This is a genomic window from Mangrovibacterium lignilyticum (assembly GCF_010882175.1).
GTDB lineage: Bacteria > Bacteroidota > Bacteroidia > Bacteroidales > Prolixibacteraceae > Mangrovibacterium > Mangrovibacterium lignilyticum.
The window spans coordinates 396,611-412,230 of sequence record NZ_WKLH01000003.1; the positions used below are offsets into that span (position 1 = coordinate 396,611).

17 protein-coding genes are annotated in these 15,620 nt (G+C 42.7%); 9 read left to right on the top strand and 8 right to left on the bottom strand.

The window, feature by feature from the left end; translation table 11 throughout:
* The first annotated feature begins 12 nt into the window (after positions 1-12).
* From GJV22_RS15905 to GJV22_RS15925, 5 genes are all read left to right on the top strand, one after another.
* Entirely contained in the window at positions 13-717 is a 705-nt protein-coding gene (locus GJV22_RS15905) for a DUF4843 domain-containing protein (RefSeq protein ID WP_163716022.1), read from the top strand.
* A gap of 30 nt (positions 718-747) precedes the next feature.
* Positions 748-2,310: a PKD-like family lipoprotein gene (locus GJV22_RS15910; protein ID WP_163716025.1), complete on the top strand. Its 1,563-nt coding sequence runs from the start codon at positions 748-750 to the stop codon at positions 2,308-2,310.
* Between the two features lie 22 nt (positions 2,311-2,332).
* Complete coding sequence (locus tag GJV22_RS15915; RefSeq protein ID WP_163716028.1) at positions 2,333-3,499, top strand: TlpA disulfide reductase family protein; 1,167 nt, start codon at positions 2,333-2,335, stop codon at positions 3,497-3,499.
* A 163-nt stretch (positions 3,500-3,662) separates the two neighbouring features.
* Positions 3,663-4,004, top strand: coding sequence for a hypothetical protein (locus tag GJV22_RS15920; protein WP_163716032.1), 342 nt, complete (start codon positions 3,663-3,665; stop codon positions 4,002-4,004).
* The gene (locus GJV22_RS15925) at positions 3,971-4,174 is read left to right on the top strand and encodes a hypothetical protein (protein WP_163716034.1); all 204 of its coding nucleotides are present in this window, start codon (positions 3,971-3,973) and stop codon (positions 4,172-4,174) included. Before GJV22_RS15920 ends, GJV22_RS15925 begins: the two co-directional genes overlap by 34 nt.
* 158 nt (positions 4,175-4,332) lie before the next feature.
* Here GJV22_RS15925 and GJV22_RS15930 read toward each other — a convergent pair whose 3' ends face one another.
* Together GJV22_RS15930 and GJV22_RS15935 are read right to left on the bottom strand one after the other, a co-directional pair.
* Positions 4,333-5,625: a DUF4861 domain-containing protein gene (locus tag GJV22_RS15930; protein ID WP_163716037.1), complete on the bottom strand. Its 1,293-nt coding sequence runs from the start codon at positions 5,623-5,625 to the stop codon at positions 4,333-4,335.
* Positions 5,626-5,764: 139 nt separating this feature from the next.
* On the bottom strand, positions 5,765-7,306 hold the full coding sequence (locus tag GJV22_RS15935; protein ID WP_163716040.1) for a glycoside hydrolase family 28 protein: 1,542 nt from the start codon (positions 7,304-7,306) through the stop codon (positions 5,765-5,767).
* A gap of 419 nt (positions 7,307-7,725) precedes the next feature.
* Between GJV22_RS15935 and rplM the strand changes: the two genes are divergently transcribed.
* The 4 genes from rplM (at position 7,726) to tsf (ending at position 10,378) form a co-directional block, all read left to right on the top strand.
* Entirely contained in the window at positions 7,726-8,184 is a 459-nt protein-coding gene (rplM, locus tag GJV22_RS15940) for a 50S ribosomal protein L13 (protein ID WP_163716043.1), read from the top strand.
* Between the two features lie 2 nt (positions 8,185-8,186).
* Positions 8,187-8,573 (top strand): 30S ribosomal protein S9, encoded by a 387-nt coding sequence (gene rpsI / locus GJV22_RS15945; RefSeq protein WP_163716046.1) that lies wholly within the window; start codon positions 8,187-8,189, stop codon positions 8,571-8,573.
* A 108-nt stretch (positions 8,574-8,681) separates the two neighbouring features.
* On the top strand, positions 8,682-9,518 hold the full coding sequence (rpsB, locus tag GJV22_RS15950) for a 30S ribosomal protein S2 (protein WP_163716048.1): 837 nt from the start codon (positions 8,682-8,684) through the stop codon (positions 9,516-9,518).
* A 32-nt stretch (positions 9,519-9,550) separates the two neighbouring features.
* Entirely contained in the window at positions 9,551-10,378 is an 828-nt protein-coding gene (tsf, locus tag GJV22_RS15955) for a translation elongation factor Ts (RefSeq protein ID WP_163716051.1), read from the top strand.
* 144 nt (positions 10,379-10,522) lie between these two features.
* Here the strand turns inward: tsf and atpG are convergent, their stop codons facing one another.
* The 6 genes from atpG to atpB all read right to left on the bottom strand — a co-directional run bounded on the left by atpG (position 10,523) and on the right by atpB (position 15,585).
* Positions 10,523-11,401, bottom strand: coding sequence for an ATP synthase F1 subunit gamma (gene atpG / locus GJV22_RS15960; protein ID WP_163716054.1), 879 nt, complete (start codon positions 11,399-11,401; stop codon positions 10,523-10,525).
* A gap of 52 nt (positions 11,402-11,453) precedes the next feature.
* Positions 11,454-13,031 carry a F0F1 ATP synthase subunit alpha gene (gene atpA, locus GJV22_RS15965; RefSeq protein WP_163716058.1) on the bottom strand — a complete coding sequence of 526 codons (1,578 nt, stop codon included), beginning with the start codon at positions 13,029-13,031 and terminating at the stop codon, positions 11,454-11,456.
* Positions 13,032-13,046: 15 nt separating this feature from the next.
* The gene (atpH, locus tag GJV22_RS15970) at positions 13,047-13,595 is read right to left on the bottom strand and encodes an ATP synthase F1 subunit delta (RefSeq protein ID WP_163716061.1); all 549 of its coding nucleotides are present in this window, start codon (positions 13,593-13,595) and stop codon (positions 13,047-13,049) included.
* A 3-nt stretch (positions 13,596-13,598) separates the two neighbouring features.
* Complete coding sequence (atpF, locus tag GJV22_RS15975; RefSeq protein WP_163716064.1) at positions 13,599-14,093, bottom strand: F0F1 ATP synthase subunit B; 495 nt, start codon at positions 14,091-14,093, stop codon at positions 13,599-13,601.
* A gap of 74 nt (positions 14,094-14,167) precedes the next feature.
* A complete protein-coding gene (gene atpE, locus GJV22_RS15980) occupies positions 14,168-14,434 on the bottom strand; it encodes an ATP synthase F0 subunit C (protein WP_163716067.1) in 267 nt (88 codons plus the stop codon).
* A gap of 26 nt (positions 14,435-14,460) precedes the next feature.
* Positions 14,461-15,585, bottom strand: a complete 1,125-nt coding sequence (atpB, locus tag GJV22_RS15985; protein ID WP_205461907.1) for a F0F1 ATP synthase subunit A — start codon at positions 15,583-15,585, stop codon at positions 14,461-14,463.
* Positions 15,586-15,620: the final 35 nt, after the last annotated feature.

The following is a 15,620-nucleotide window of genomic DNA, read 5'->3' on the forward strand; positions in this document are numbered from 1 at the left end:
AATTTAATGACAATGAAAAGAATAAAACTATATATGGCCGTGGCTGCAATGTTAGCCTTGTTTGCCTGTGAAAATGATCCTTTTTATTACAATGATCAGGCTCGGATCCGAATGGTAGGACCGGAAGTATGGACATTGGGCACCGACTCACTCGAGTTCTCATTTGCCAATTACAGCTCGAGCATCACCGACACAACATTTGATGTTACTGTTTATGTGATGGGTGAGGCCAGCGAAATGGATCGTGTAGCAGCGTTTGATATTGATGCGGGTTTAACCACCGCCGAAAGTACAATGTACAACTTCCCAACTGCGGTGACAATCCCTGCAGGAGCCTATTCTGCGAATTTGCCAATCACAATCAGCCGGGATGCATCTTTAAAGGACGGAGCAGCTCGGTTGTATGTTATGGTGAAGGAGAATGATGATTTTAAACTTGGGGTGAATGAAGAAAATCATCTGTTGGTGATCTATTCAGATGTTTTAAGCAAACCAAGCAACTGGAACGATTTAGAAGAGTTTTTCGGTGAATACAGCTTGGTGAAATACCAGTTTATTATTGATCAACTCAACCTGGCAACCTTCGATACTGATGTATTAACATGGGCACAGATGAAAAACTATCAGATTGTTCTCGCCGAAGCGCTTCGGGTTTATAACCTGGAGCATCCGGGAGACCCGTTAACTGATGAAAACGGACAACAGGTTACCTTTTAATTGGCATCAATCTTAAAAATGAAACACAACATGAAAAAATTAGCCATATATGCTGTACTGGCGCTTTTGGTAGCGGCCATGCTTACTTCCTGCTACAAAGACGATGGAAATTATGACTATAGTGAGGTCCCTGAAGTGAAAATTGATACGACAGGTGTCACCAATGTCAGCGGTTATTATACCGTATACGCCGGAGATACGATTATTGTAAGCCCTGCTGTAGACTATCCTTATCCCGAGAATTTAACTTATAACTGGTTGTTGGTCGATTATCCTTATTCATCAGAAATTGTTGGAAACACGACGCAATATCCCGCTCCGGATACCTTAGCTACAACCCTTGATCTAAACTGGATTGTCGATGTTGATCCGGGATGGTATCGTTACTATTTGGAAGTAAAAGACACGGTTTTGGGATTGAGTCAAACGATGATGCTGAATATCAACAATTATCTTTCGGTGCAGTCTTCCAGTTCATTTTTTGCGTTGATGTGTCTGTCGGAATACAATGGAAGTGCCGACATCGATGTGTATTATACGCGTTTAGCTCTGATCTTTGGTGGGCAGACTCAAACACATTTTTACAGCCAGAAGCATGGTTCCATGATTCCCGGAAAACCGGATCTTTTATCTTATTGTTCCGGAAAAGGTTACTACTATGCTTTTACCGATCAGACAGGATTGCGTTTGGATAAGAATGACTACCTGACCATGGAGAACTTTGATGAGATGTTCTATGCCAGCCCGAATCTGGATCCTCAAACATACCAGTATCAAAGTTATCAGAAGCAGGAGTTGTTTGTTAACGACGGCAAATTGCATGCATTGAACAACAATTTGAGCAACGACCGGAAATTCTCTGCAGCCATTGCCGGTGACTATCAGGCATCGTCCTACCTGTCGCTGAAAGGGTCCTATTCAGATGCCGGGAAATATTTGACCGTGATTTTCGATGAGAAATCGAAATCATTTCTGCCCTATTATGCAAATGCAACAAGTATAAGTCGCTTCGGCACATCAAGCCCCGATGCCTATGTTAGTCCAAATAATCTGCCCACTATTCCAATGGCTATTATGAGCTATGACTACACAAAGACTTGTGCGATTGTAAATGATGGAGGAACGATATATGCCTATCTCTACAATTTCCTGTCTGACGATGATACGAACTTCTCGGGCAACGGAGCACGGTCTAAGATTGATCTTTCCGGATGTGAAGATATTGCCAATGCTAAAATCTTCTACGCCGGATACTCAGGAACTGCATTTCACTATGCTACCGACAACGCCGTTTATGCGTTCTCCATCACCTCGGGCGAGAGCGTATCACATAAAATATACGACCTTCCTGCAGGAGAAAAAGTGACCTGCATTTACAGTATTCCTTCGGGTGGTTTCCCGACAGGAGGCCGTGTTTATTGGATTGCAACGTGGAATGAGACTCAGCAAGATGGAAAAATTGTAGAGTTTGAGCTGGATCCGAACAGTGGATTACCATCCTGGATGTGGGGCCAAATACTCGGAATTGATCAGCCCAATCCGAATGTGACAGGTGGCTTTGGTAAAATTACGAGTATGAGAGTCGGTATTTAATTAACAGATAGAAATGAAATTAATGAAGAAATTAGTTTATGTACTTTGCGGATTGCTCTTATTGGGCAATTTCGCATGTACTCCCAGTGGGTACACAATTAACGGGGAACTGGAAGGCGTGGAAGATGGTACAAAAATAGCCTTGGTGCCTTTTGCCAAGTATGACGTAAAGCCTGAAGCTGAAACGACAATCGAAGGCGGAAAATTCCAGTTCGAAGGAACGGTGTCTGAGCCTCGTGAATACTACCTTGTGCTCGGCGACAAAGAGGATTATTTCCAGCTGATGATCGAGAACTCGTCCATGACGCTGAAAGGTGAAGTGGTGACAGCTCCCGGAAGAGACGGTTCCTCCGAGGTGCAACGGTTCAATGATGTGAACGTTTCGGGTTCAGAAAGCCACGACTACTTTAAAAGCCAAATGGCCGTAAGAGAAGATCTGAACAAGTTATTCGAGGAGAAAAATGAACGTTATGCTGATGTACAGGCCATGTACGGGAAAGCGCGGATTGAAAAAAACCAGGCGCGGATGGATTCCATCAAAAACCTGCCGGCTTATCAGGACTACGTGGAGGCAGAGAATGCTTTTTTCGCAGAAGTTGGGAAACGCTACAACGAAGTTTTCGTGGCAAACAAACAAACGTTTTGGGGACCGCTGATGATGCTGAACCTGTATTCGTACTTTACACCCGAAGTTCGCCCGACTTTCGACGCTATGTCGGAAGAAGCAAAGAGCAGCTATTACGGTAAAATGGTGGCCGAAGATTTATATCCGGCTAATCGTACCGGCGAAGCTGTTCCCGGATTCACGACAACCGACGAAAACGGTAATAAGATCACTTTAAATGACTTAATTAAGGATAAAAAATTGATTTTGATTGACTTCTGGGCTTCGTGGTGCGTACCTTGCCGCAAGGAATTGCCGAATGTGAAAGCCAGTTACGAAAAGTACGCTTCCAAAGGCTTTGAGGTGCTAAGCTTTTCAATCGACAAAAACAAAGACGCTTGGTTGAATGCAGTGGAAGAAGAAGGTCTGGAATGGCCTAATTTCAACGATTTGGATGTTTCGACTCTCTACAAAGTTAAATCTGTTCCGACAACTTACCTGATTGATAACCAGGGACGACTTTTGGCGGACAATGTTCGTGGAGAAGAACTGGGCAAAAAGTTGGAAGAAATCCTCGGAAACTAGGTCGTTTTATTAAACAGCTATAGACCCGACTGGCAGGATTTTTCATGTATATGTTAGGATCTGTCGGTTGGGTTTTTTATTGCCTTTTGTTCTTGAATTCCAAGTTTTGTATTGGTGGGGTAAGTGATTGTAAATCAGCTTGTACATTTAAATTATTAGTTTTGTGAAACTATTGAAAATAGTTGTATGCCTGATCACATTCGTTGCCTTGTCGGGTTTGGTTAGCCCGCTAAGGGCGCAGCATTACCCTAACCAGTGGGACGATTATGGGCAACCTTTGATTGCACATGCCGACTCAATAATCAAGGTAGGAAAAAGCATCAGTCAGGAAGATGCGCGAATGCAAGCTGCTCAAAACGTGGGTCCGGTGAAGCTGAATTTGCTTCCGAAAAAGGGCGAAAAGCAGCAAACAACGCCCGAGTTGTACTGCAAGGTGGCTGAAGCAACAGTTGTTTTAACAGATGTTTGTTTGTGCGACAATTTGCATGTTTTCCCGGCTACCTGATTTCGCCTCACGGTGTTTGCGTCACCAACTATCACCAACTAAATTTCTACCTGAACCGGGGCGAACATTGCAAACCACAAGCCTTTGTGGCTCGTTTGCACGATAAGCCGGTGCAGATGGTTGTGAAAAGTGCCATCCCAATTTCTTCATTAAAGGCATTAATCCAATAATCTATTCTCAGTTGATAGGTCGATGGATGAATTCATTTCGGATGGTTGATCAGTTGTTTCTACTATCTAGATAAACTAAAAAGGGGTGAATCTTATCGATTTCCCCCCCCCTTGTAGTTTATCTTATTCATCAAGTCAGACGACTTGAGGTGAACGATTTATTTGATCGTGATATCAACCTTGGCCGAAAGCTGTTGCACCAGGTTTTCAACATAGGCTTTCCAAAAGTCTCGGTCTTTGAAACGTTCATCACTTAATTCCCATCCTGCGGCGGCATAGTAAGTCACAGGTTTGTTATTTTCAACCTTTAGCTTGGCGAGGAAACTGTTTGTCAGCTGACCAGTTTTAGGTGCTTCGGTGCATCCTTCGTAAATAGCCCGGGGAACAATAATGGCCATTCCCAGCCACCATCCACGATCGTAAGTTTGCATGTCGTGCGTCAGTAGCACCATCCATTCAACGTTCACCGGAATTTCTTCTAATGGATTTTGGTTGTGAATGTTTACCAAGCCAATGGCCAGTGTTTCGTCTCCCTTCAAATTCGAGAATTCGACTGTATTTTGATAGGCATACATTCCCGGCCAAATAGAGGTTGTTTCTTTTACTTCGTAGTTTCTGTTTTCTGCAGGTTTCCAACCTTCGTAATTGTATGCCAGAACAGACTTTACAGGTCCTTCTGTTACAATGTGAAAGGTGGTCTTATCCACGTTGTTTACAGAGTCGGTCACTAAAACGCCCAGGCGCAGGGGCTTTTCATTAACCAAGAGGGTGTAACCACCAAGCCCGACTGAATTGCCAACAGCCAATATGTCGCGACCCCAATCCTCCATAACATGGTAATTATCTTCTACTTCACCATTGGCATTGATTCCCACATTTTCGGGAGACATGTAAGCTGCTCTTTTACCGAATAAGTCTTTGGCATTCCGTCCATCCAGGTAATGGCGAAATCCTACTTTGTCGTTTTCCCATGATGGGCCGTCTGTTTGGTATTTCTGAAAGCCGATGCTTTTGGGAAGGTCGTTCGGTAAAATTACCTCACTTGTCGCCGGTTCAACAGGTGTGTCTGCGGAGCGTCGTTTTCCGAAACGGGCACTGGTCCGAATGGTATATTTCGGAGATTTATCGGTCCACCCGAAGGTGAATGCTTTGGTAGAACTGGCATTCAGGTCAGTTACGAAGAATAATTCGTCCCACTGTCCATCACCGTTTAAATCATCTAACTGAGACGCAATGGTATCTCCTTCCGTTGAAATGATTAACGGGAAAGCTTCTTCTTTCGGGATGTCCGAAATTTGGGAGCGATCGATAGCAATCGCTTTGTCCGTCAGGTTGATCTGTGAGGTGTTCGATAGTTCAATGACTGTCTTTTTCGGCGTTGTTTGGCATTGACTAAAAAGAAGTATGCAGAGTGCGCCACTGCATATGGCGAATAAAGAATTTTGTTTCATTTTGGTTTGAATTTATCTGTTTGAACTATTTGATTTTCCGCCTGCCTTTGGTGCGGCTTCAACAATGAACCCTGAATAGATTTGGAAGAGAACGACGTTTAAATTTGACAGTAGCTTCATTGTCGTTGTTTATTGTTCTTTAGTCTTTCTGAATGGCTTGTTTTACTTGGTCCATAAAGTTCGTTCCCCAGATTATTTCACTCTCATCAACCTTTAAGAAGACATCAGCAGGAACTTTTTGGTAACAGTTATTAATGAGCAGATTTTGAGAATCCTCAATTGTAAGAATCGCTTGGTCAGCAAGCGGTGATTTGGAGTGAATATCATTCAGAACGACACCATTGCAGTTTTTGAAACTCAGAGCAGGGCCTTTTTCTGTTACGATGTCAATATTACTAAAGTATAAGTTGGTGGCTGTTTCAGCCGAGAATCCTTCTTGTGCAACCACATTGATGTTGGAAAACGAAATTTCATTGACCGGCATCTCCTGGATACCTGTAATGAAACCAACTTTTTTCACATCGGTGCCGGTTACATTGCTAATGTGTATGTTGCGGAAGACAGGCGTACGATCGCTTACCGGTTCCGACTCCGAGGTCTTGTCGTAAAACAAGTTGATGATAAATGCATTCTTCTGAATGTTGCGCATCACAATGTTGTCAACGCGGATATTTTCAACGACTCCACCACGACCGCGCGAGGCCTTCAGGCGAATGCCGGCATCGGTTCCGTCGAACACACAGTTGGAAATGGTCACATTTTTCACACCACCCGACATTTCGCTGCCAATTACAACGCCGCCGTGTCCGGACAGCATCACACAATTAGTGATGGTCAGGTTCTCGGTAGGTTTGCCGTAGTTTCGGCCATCGAAATCACGGCCGGACTTGATAGTTACGCAGTCGTCTCCAACACTGATGAAGCAATCTGAGATGCGAACATTTTTACACGACGATGGATTAATACCATCCGTATTCCACCCGTCATGCGGATTTTGGATGGTGATGCCATGGATCATCAGGTCCTCGCAACCAACGGGGTTCACTGTCCAAAAAGGAGAGTCCTTAATAGTTACTCCTTCGAAATTAATATTTGTACATTCCATGAACTGTATGAATGGAGGTCTGAAAAAGGCGCGCTTCAATCCTTCCTGAAAATAGGGTTCTACTTTGATGTCTCTATTTTGATCGAACCACATTTGTTGGAATTTGGTTAACTCATCTGATGGGTTATCCTTATAACTGTTGTATTGAATGCGCTTGATTTCTTCCCACCAGGCTTTCCCGTTGCCTTCCAGCGTGCCTTCACCTTTTATGGCAATGTTTTCAGCGCTGGATGCGTAAAGCAGTGGCGTAAAGGTGTTCATGAAGATGCCTTCCCAGCGAATTTGGCGGAAGGGAAGATAGTCGTCGAAATCGGTGGAGAACGACAATGTTGCTCCAGCCTCCAGATTCAAGGTGATGTTGCTCTTTAGGATAATTGCGCCGGTGAGGTATGTTCCGGCGGGGAAGTAAATCGTTCCACCGCCTTCTTTCGAAGCCTGGATGATTGTGTTGTTAATGAGTTCGGTGCACTTTATTTTGCCATGTGTGTCGGCACCGAGTACCAGCATATCATATGTTTTGGCCGAAAGGCTGCTGTGGATGATTAAAAAGAAGAGAATTAGCTTGACGGTTTTCATGTGTCTTAGTTTTATTCGTATTCGTTAGGTTTCTATATCCGACTCAAAGTTATACTATTAATGAAAATGGTAATAAAGAATAGTCCAAAAATTGCAATCGATTGCATGTGCGCAGTCGGTTCTTCTGTTTTTTCTTGTGTCAGAGAATTTCTGAAATTGGATGGCTCAATGGGCATTATTTCCTATAAATCTTTGTGTTAAATTTATTTTCACACAGTTTTTACCCTTGTTATTTCAAAAAAAAGAAATACTTTTGCAGTCCCGATTATTGTCCGTACTTGCAGTTCTTATAATTGATTGAAAATGTTGAGGATAGAAAAGTTATCAACGAGCCCGATGTTAATAACTTGGACGGCCACAACAGATTGAGAAGTAAGTTTTTGCAACTTTTAGTGTTTAATTTAAAAAAATTAGAGCAAGTGGATACTTTATCTTACAAAACCGTTTCGGCCAATAGTGCCACGGTAAACAAAGAATGGGTAGTTGTTGATGCTACTGACATGCCGCTCGGACGTTTAGCTAGTGCCGTAGCCAAAATGTTGCGTGGTAAACACAAACCCAATTTTACTCCTCACGTAGATTGTGGAGACAACGTAATTGTCGTTAATGCTGAAAAAGTCAAATTGACTGGTAACAAGCTGAATGACAAAGTGTATTTGCGTTACACCGGTTATCCGGGTGGACAACGCAGCCAAACTCCGGCTGAGATCATGAAGAAATATCCGGAACGTTTGGTCGAGAAAGCTGTAAAAGGTATGTTACCTAAAAATCGTCTTGGACGTGCTGTTTATGGTAACATGAAAGTGTATGTTGGTCCTGAGCACAAACAAGAGGCTCAAAACCCAAAAGTAATTGATTTAAATACCATCAAACTGTAACAATGGAAGTAGTAAATACCTTAGGACGTAGAAAAACAGCCGTTGCCCGTATTTTTCTCAGTGAGGGTAAAGGCAAGATTACCATTAACAACCGGGAACTGAACGAATATTTCCCAAATGGTACGCTACAGTATATTGTTATGCAACCTCTGAACTTATTGGGTGTTGCTGACCAATATGACATTAAAGTAAACCTTGATGGTGGTGGTATTAAAGGACAAGCAGAAGCTGTGCGTTTGGCAATTGCCCGCGCTATGGTAGAAATCAATCCTGAAAATAAGCCAGAACTGAAACATGCAGGCTTTATGACTCGTGACCCACGTGAAGTGGAACGTAAAAAACCGGGTCAACCAAAAGCACGTAAACGCTTCCAGTTCTCAAAACGTTAATATATTATCTAAAAATAACTGTGGATCTGAAACCACTGGGACTCCCCGGCACAGACGAGGGACTACTCAGAGGTTGCTTTTCAACATTTTATTTCAAAAGTTAAAAAGATGCCAAGAACAAATTTTCAAGAATTATTGGATGCAGGTGTACATTTTGGTCACCTGAAAAGAAAGTGGAATCCAAACATGGCTCCGTATATTTTTATGGAGAAAAATGGTATCCACATCATCGATTTACAAAAAACAGTTGTAAAAATTGATGACGCGGCTGCTGCCATCAAACAAATTGCCAAATCGGGACGCAAAATCTTATTTGTGGCAACAAAGAAACAAGCCAAAGAGCTTGTTGCTGATGCTGTTGGCAATGTGAATATGCCTTACGTTGTAGAACGCTGGCCTGGTGGTATGCTTACTAACTTCCCAACTATCCGCAAAGCGGTTAAGAAAATGATCTCCATCGACAAAATGATGAAAGATAACAGTTGGGATAACTTATCAAAACGCGAAAAGTTGCAAATTACTCGTCAACGTGCGAAATTGGATAAAGTATTAGGTTCTATTGCTGACCTGACTCGTCTTCCAGCTGCTCTGTTCGTTGTTGACGTTTTAAAAGAAAAAATCGCTGTACGTGAAGCTCAAAAATTGGGTATCCCTGTATTTGCGATGGTTGATACAAACTCAGATCCAGAAGGAATCGACTTCGTTATTCCAGCGAACGATGATGCTTCTCAATCAATCCGTTTAATTACTCGTATCATGTGTGATGCTGTAGCAGAAGGCTTGAACGAACGTAAAGTTGAACGCGAAAAAGATGGCGAAGAAGCACCTAAAAAAGCTACAAAAAAATCGGCAGCAAAAGCTGAACCGATGAAAGAAGTAGCCGTTAGCGCCGGTGACGACGAGGACGTTGAGGTTGCTGATCTGGATGATGATTCAGAAGAATAATTGCTCATTTTAAATAAAAAAAACTAACAGATATGGCAATTTCTGCTGCAGATGTAATGAAGTTGCGTAAAGCAACTGGCGCTGGTATGATGGATTGTAAAAACGCTTTGACTGAAGCGGAAGGCGATTTCACCCGCGCTGTAGAAATTATTCGTGAAAGAGGTAAACTGGTAGCCAACAAACGTTCAGACCGTGAGGCTTCTGAAGGTGCTGCATTGGCTAAAGTTAGCGCTGACGGTAAATTCGGAGCTATTGTTGTGTTAAACTGCGAAACTGACTTCGTTGCAAAAAATGAAGGTTTCGTGACTTTAACTCAAAGCTTCCTGGATGTTGCCGTTGATAACAAACCAGCCGACCTTGATGCACTGAAAGCTTTAACTCTGGATGGTCGTACATTAGCTGATCACGTGACAGAGCAGACAGGTGTGATCGGTGAAAAAATCGATTTGTCATACTTCGGCTGTATTGACGCAGCTTCAGTTGTGGCTTACATTCACCCGGGTAACCAATTGGCTACTTTGGTCGGTTTCAATCAGGAAAATGTAGATTCACAGGTTGCGAAGGACGTTGCAATGCAAGTTGCGGCGATGAACCCAGTTGCTGTGGATAAAGATTTTGTTTCTCAAGAAGTTATCGAAAAAGAATTGGAAATCGCGAAAGAAAAATTCCGTCAGGAAGGTAAACCAGAAGCAATGTTAGATAAGATTGCTCAAGGTTCTTTGGCTAAATTCTTCAAAGAAAACACCTTGTTGAATCAACCTTTTGTGAAAGACAACAAATTATCGGTAAAAGAATATTTGGAGTCAGCAAGCAAAGGTTTGACTGCAACCGGATTTATTCGTTTCGCATTGGCTGAATAAGCTTCAAACGCAATAATATTCAAGAGAGGCTATCCTGATGGATAGCCTCTCTTTGTGTTTGAGTACATTTGGTACAGAGTAGTCAATAAAAAAGCCTGTCTTCAGCGAATCAGGACAGGCTTTTTATATGGTTGAATGATTTTATTATCCGTTCAAAGCTTCAGCGCCGTTGGTAACTTCGAGAATTTCGTTTGTGATAGCTGCCTGGCGAGCTTTATTGAATGTCAATGTAAGCTCTTTAATCAAGTCAGAAGCGTTATCTGTGGCTTTATGCATTGCAGTCATTCGAGCACCGTGTTCAGCCGCATTTGAGTCCAGAAGGGCTTTGAAAAGCTGAGTTTTTAGTGATCTCGGGATCAGTTTATTTACAATTTCTTCCATGCTCGGTTCGTAAATGTAATTCAGGTTCGCGTTTTTGTCGAAGTTGGTCTCTTCCTGAACCGGTAGAAATTGTTCAGTCGAACAAATCTGAACCGCCGCATTTTTGAATTCGTTGTAAACAATCTCAATTCGATCGTATTTGTTTGATGCAAAATCATCCATCAGGTTTTGTGCAACAACGGAGACTTGTTCAAAAGTCAGCGAATCGAAAACCTGATTAGCTTTGGCTGCAACCGGCATTTTCCTGGATTTCAGGTATTTTTCGCCTTGTTTCCCAATGACCATGAACTGAACTCTTCCGGACTGCAGCTGACGATGGTATTTTGTCTCAGCTAGTTCTGCTGCGGTTTTCGAAATCGATGAATTAAAAGCACCGCACAAACCCCGGTTAGAGCTGATCAATACAATTAAAACCTTATCAGGCGTTCGTTGTTCGGTGAAAACCGACTCAACTGAACTATCCAAATTCGCACTTAACGTTTGCAGAATGTGTTGTAATTTATCTGCATACGGTCGGATCTGATGGATTGCATCCTGGGCTTTTTTCAGTTTTGCAGCCGATACCATTTTCATGGCACTGGTCACCTGACGGGTTGTTTTAACCGACGTTATTCGGGTCCGTATTTCTTTTAAACTAGCCATTTCGGTAATTTATGCTTCAAGTCGGGGAAATAAAGTTTTCCCGAACGTTCAATTATTTATAGCGTGCTGCAATTTCAGTTGCTGCTTTTTCGATGTTAGCAACCCCTGCATCAGTCAGTTTTCCTACACGTAATTCGTCAAGAGTAGGGCGGTATTGCATTTCCATCAGCTCCAGAAAACCTTTTTCAAATTCTTTTACTTTATCGATTGGGACGCTGCGCAGCAATTCTTTAGCACCACAGTAGATAATGGCGATTTGATGTTCAATCTTCATCGGCATATACTGCCCTTGCTTCAGGATTTCGACATTTTTACGCCCTTTATCCAGTACGCGCATAGTTGCGGCATCCAAATCTGATCCGAACTTTGAGAAAGCCTCCAATTCGCGGAATTGAGCCTGGTCGAGTTTCAGGGTACCCGCAATCTTTTTCATGGCTTTCACCTGCGCATTACCACCTACCCGTGATACAGAAATACCTACGTTGATCGCTGGACGAACACCCGAAAGGAATAAGTTTGATTCCAGGAAGATCTGTCCATCGGTAATTGAAATCACGTTGGTTGGAATATAGGCAGAAACGTCACTCGCTTGGGTTTCAATAATTGGCAATGCGGTTAATGAACCACCACCTTTTACAATCGGTTTTAGCGATTCAGGCAAGTCATTCATATTCGCTGCGATTTCATCTGAGTTGATGATTTTTGCCGCGCGTTCCAATAAGCGTGAGTGCAAATAGAAAACATCACCAGGGTACGCTTCACGACCCGGTGGGCGACGAAGCAACAATGAAACTTCGCGATACGAAACGGCTTGTTTCGAAAGGTCATCGTAAATAATCAACGCATCACGGCCGGTATCCCTGAAGAACTCACCAATTGCAGCTCCTGCATAAGGGGCATAAAATTGCAAAGCGGCAGGTTCGGCTGCGGTGGCCGATACAATGACAGTATAGTCCATCGCGCCATATTTTTCGAGGGTTGCAGCGATGTTAGCTACAGTAGAACCCTTTTGACCAACAGCAACATAAATACAATAAACGGGCGTGCCTTTTTCAAAGTTTTCACGTTGATTGATGATGGTGTCAATTGCTACGGCAGTTTTCCCTGTTTGGCGGTCGCCGATAATCAACTCACGTTGACCACGACCAATTGGAATCATCGCGTCAATTGCTTTTAAGCCGGTTTGCAAAGGTTGGGTAACCGGTTGGCGGAAGATAACCCCGGGAGCTTTACGTTCCAATGGCATCTCGTATTTTTTACCAGCAATGGCACCTTTCCCGTCAATCGGAGCGCCAATCGTATTGATTACACGCCCTAGAACGCCTTCGCCAACTTCGATCGAAGCAATGCGTTGCAGACGTTTCACGGTGTCGCCTTCTTTAATTTCTTCTGAGGGGCCGAGTAATACAGCACCAACGTTATCTTCTTCAAGGTTTAGTACAATTCCTTTAATCCCGCTGTCGAACTCAATCATTTCATTCGATTCAACATTGGATAACCCGTAAATTCGGGCAATACCATCACCTACAGTAAGGACCGTGCCAACCTCTTCCAGTTCAGCCTCTGACTTAAATCCTTCCAGTTGTTGTTTTAGTATCGCGGATACTTCAGCAGGTTTTATATCAGCCATGGTTTATTTATTTTTCTATTTGATTTCGGATTGTAATAATGTCTCTTTCACTTTGCGCAATTGACTGGCAATACTGGCGTCGATTTGTTGATCATCAACACGCAGAACAAAGCCACCAATCAGTTTTGGATCGACTTGTTTGCTCAATTCAATCTCAGCATTCAAGTCTTTCTCCAGTTTAGCTGTTATTTGCGCTATAATTGCCGGTTTCATATCAATGGCCGTTGTTAGAACAGCCGTTTTTACTCCTTGATCCAGGCGGTATAAATTCAGAATGTTTCGGCATATACCGGGAAGGTGCGCTTCCCTTTTATTCGTGGTAATCAGTTCCAGAAAGCTTAAACTAAGCGCATTAATCTTTTTACTGAAAATTGCTTGAATCAACTTTATTTTTTTGGAAGTTTTAACCACCGGACTTTCCAACAGTAGCCTGAAATCAGCGCTATCTTTGCACAAGGTGGAAATTAACTCAACATCTGTTTTTAACAGGTCAAGCTGTTTTTTCTCTTTGGCAAGACTGAAGAAGGCTTTGGCGTAGCGGACTGTGATTTTACTTTGATCCATAAACTATTTCAATTTAAGATCGTTAATCAGGCTGTTTACCATGTCTTCCTGATCCTTTTTTTCTTTGATTTCTCGTTGGATAATCTTTTCGGCCACCAAGACAGACAGATCAACGATTTGTTTTTTCATTTCATTGATGGCTGCTGTTTTCTCTGCTTCAATCTGAGTTCTGGCTGATTCAACAATTTTTTGACCTTCAACCTGGGCGATCGATTTTGCATCGGCCAGCAATTTATCTTTAATCTCGCGAGCTTCCTTAAGAATGATATCTTTTTCTCTTCTCGCTTCGGCAATAATCTGTTCCTGATTCGACTTTAGTCCCTCAACTTCTTTTCGAGCTTTGTCGGCAGACGAAAGAGCTTCTGCAATGGTATTTTCCCGATCTTTCAGGCTGGTGAGGATCGGTTTCCAAGCAAATTTCTTCAGGATAAATAAGGTGATTCCAAAAATGATCACCATCCAGAAGATGGTTCCGTAATCCGGTGTAACAAATCCCATAAATTCTTAATTTTTAATGTTAAGTTGTCAAAGCACCCGGCAACCCCGGGCGCAGACAACTAAGAAATAAATTTCTATACAAACAGAATCAATGCACAGATAATCACGGCGAAGAAGGCTACCCCTTCAATCAATGCCGCAGATACGATCATGTTTGAACGGATGTCTCCGCTTGCTTCCGGCTGGCGGGCAATGGCTTCCATGGCACTGGCACCAATACGGCCAATACCAATACCTGCACCAACAGCGGCTAATCCTGCACCGATACCGGCACCAATTTCAGCCAAGCCAAGACCAACGTTTCCGACTGATTCTTGTAGAAGAATTAATAAAGTACTCATAATCTTTAAAATTTATGTTTGAGTAATCAATGATGTTCTGAAGTTGCCATTCCGAAATACAAAGCAGAAAGTAAAGTAAATACGTAGGCTTGTATGAAGGAAACTAAAACGTCTAATAATAAAATAAATACTGAAAATGCGACCGAAAGCGGACTTACCATCCCGCCGACGACCGGTCCGTTCAAACTTGAGAAAATAAAGATCAAGCTCACAAAAACCGTCACAATGATGTGACCAGCCATCATGTTGGCGAACAAACGCACCATCAATACAAATGGCTTTGTAAATACACCAGTAAGCTCAACAATGGGCATTAGTGGGAGGGGATACTTTAACCACCATGGTACATCGGGGTTGTAGATTTCTTTCCAATAATGCTTATTCCCGTTAAGTGTTGTTACAACGAAGGTGAACAGGGCCAACACCAGCGTAACGGCGATATTTCCCGTTACGTTTGCGCCGAATGGGAATATCGGAATTAGTCCCAGAAAGTTATTAATGAGGATAAAAAAGAACAGTGTCAGCAAAAAGGGAAGGAACTGGTCCGTTTTTGCTTTGCCGATTGCCGGTACGGCCACTTCATCACGAATGAACAGTACCAGTGGTTCAATCAGGTTTTGCAGTCCCTTGGGTGCCTTGCCTGCTCTTTGTTTCGCAGATTTGGCTACATTGAGGAAGATCAGCAATATGACAATAACGCTGACAAATAATCCGACGACTGCTTTTGTGATTGAAAGATCGATTGGGAGGCCAAGGATTTCACCCTGGTCGTTTAGTTCCACGATTTTTCCTTCATTTTCACCTTCCTGTTCAATCCGGAAGTTTTTATAAGCTACCGTTCCATGATGAAACTTCGAGGACAAGAAAACATTCAATCCGGAATTCTCACTATATAATATAATAGGCAACGGAATGCTGACATGAGTATGTCCGTATGTTAAAATGTGCCATTCAAATGCATCGGAAACGTGTTCCATTACAAACTTTCCGGCATCAAAATTGGTTTTGTGTGTTGATTCAGCAGCGATATGCTCCTGGTTTTCTTCTGCATAAATTTTGGGAGAAGCAAGCCCCAGAGTGAGTACAACAAGCAGAAAAGCAATTCGTTTTGCTTTTCCCGGGAACTTCGATTCGAGTGTCGCCATGGTCATGTTCTGTCTTTTGAAAAGGAGCCTCCAAATTAATA

What these genes read in the sequence shown, in the direction of transcription:
- GJV22_RS15905 (WP_163716022.1), top strand. Translation starts at nt 13, where the DNA reads ATGAAAAGAATAAAACTATATATGGCCGTGGCTGCAATGTTAGCCTTG.
- GJV22_RS15910 (WP_163716025.1), top strand. Translation starts at nt 748, where the DNA reads ATGAAAAAATTAGCCATATATGCTGTACTGGCGCTTTTGGTAGCGGCC.
- GJV22_RS15915 (WP_163716028.1), top strand. Translation starts at nt 2,333, where the DNA reads ATGAAGAAATTAGTTTATGTACTTTGCGGATTGCTCTTATTGGGCAAT.
- GJV22_RS15930 (WP_163716037.1), bottom strand. Translation starts at nt 5,625, where the DNA reads ATGAAACAAAATTCTTTATTCGCCATATGCAGTGGCGCACTCTGCATA.
- GJV22_RS15935 (WP_163716040.1), bottom strand. Translation starts at nt 7,306, where the DNA reads ATGAAAACCGTCAAGCTAATTCTCTTCTTTTTAATCATCCACAGCAGC.
- rpsI (WP_163716046.1), top strand. Translation starts at nt 8,187, where the DNA reads ATGGAAGTAGTAAATACCTTAGGACGTAGAAAAACAGCCGTTGCCCGT.
- rpsB (WP_163716048.1), top strand. Translation starts at nt 8,682, where the DNA reads ATGCCAAGAACAAATTTTCAAGAATTATTGGATGCAGGTGTACATTTT.
- tsf (WP_163716051.1), top strand. Translation starts at nt 9,551, where the DNA reads ATGGCAATTTCTGCTGCAGATGTAATGAAGTTGCGTAAAGCAACTGGC.
- atpG (WP_163716054.1), bottom strand. Translation starts at nt 11,401, where the DNA reads ATGGCTAGTTTAAAAGAAATACGGACCCGAATAACGTCGGTTAAAACA.
- atpA (WP_163716058.1), bottom strand. Translation starts at nt 13,031, where the DNA reads ATGGCTGATATAAAACCTGCTGAAGTATCCGCGATACTAAAACAACAA.
- atpH (WP_163716061.1), bottom strand. Translation starts at nt 13,595, where the DNA reads ATGGATCAAAGTAAAATCACAGTCCGCTACGCCAAAGCCTTCTTCAGT.
- atpF (WP_163716064.1), bottom strand. Translation starts at nt 14,093, where the DNA reads ATGGGATTTGTTACACCGGATTACGGAACCATCTTCTGGATGGTGATC.
- atpE (WP_163716067.1), bottom strand. Translation starts at nt 14,434, where the DNA reads ATGAGTACTTTATTAATTCTTCTACAAGAATCAGTCGGAAACGTTGGT.
- atpB (WP_205461907.1), bottom strand. Translation starts at nt 15,585, where the DNA reads ATGACCATGGCGACACTCGAATCGAAGTTCCCGGGAAAAGCAAAACGA.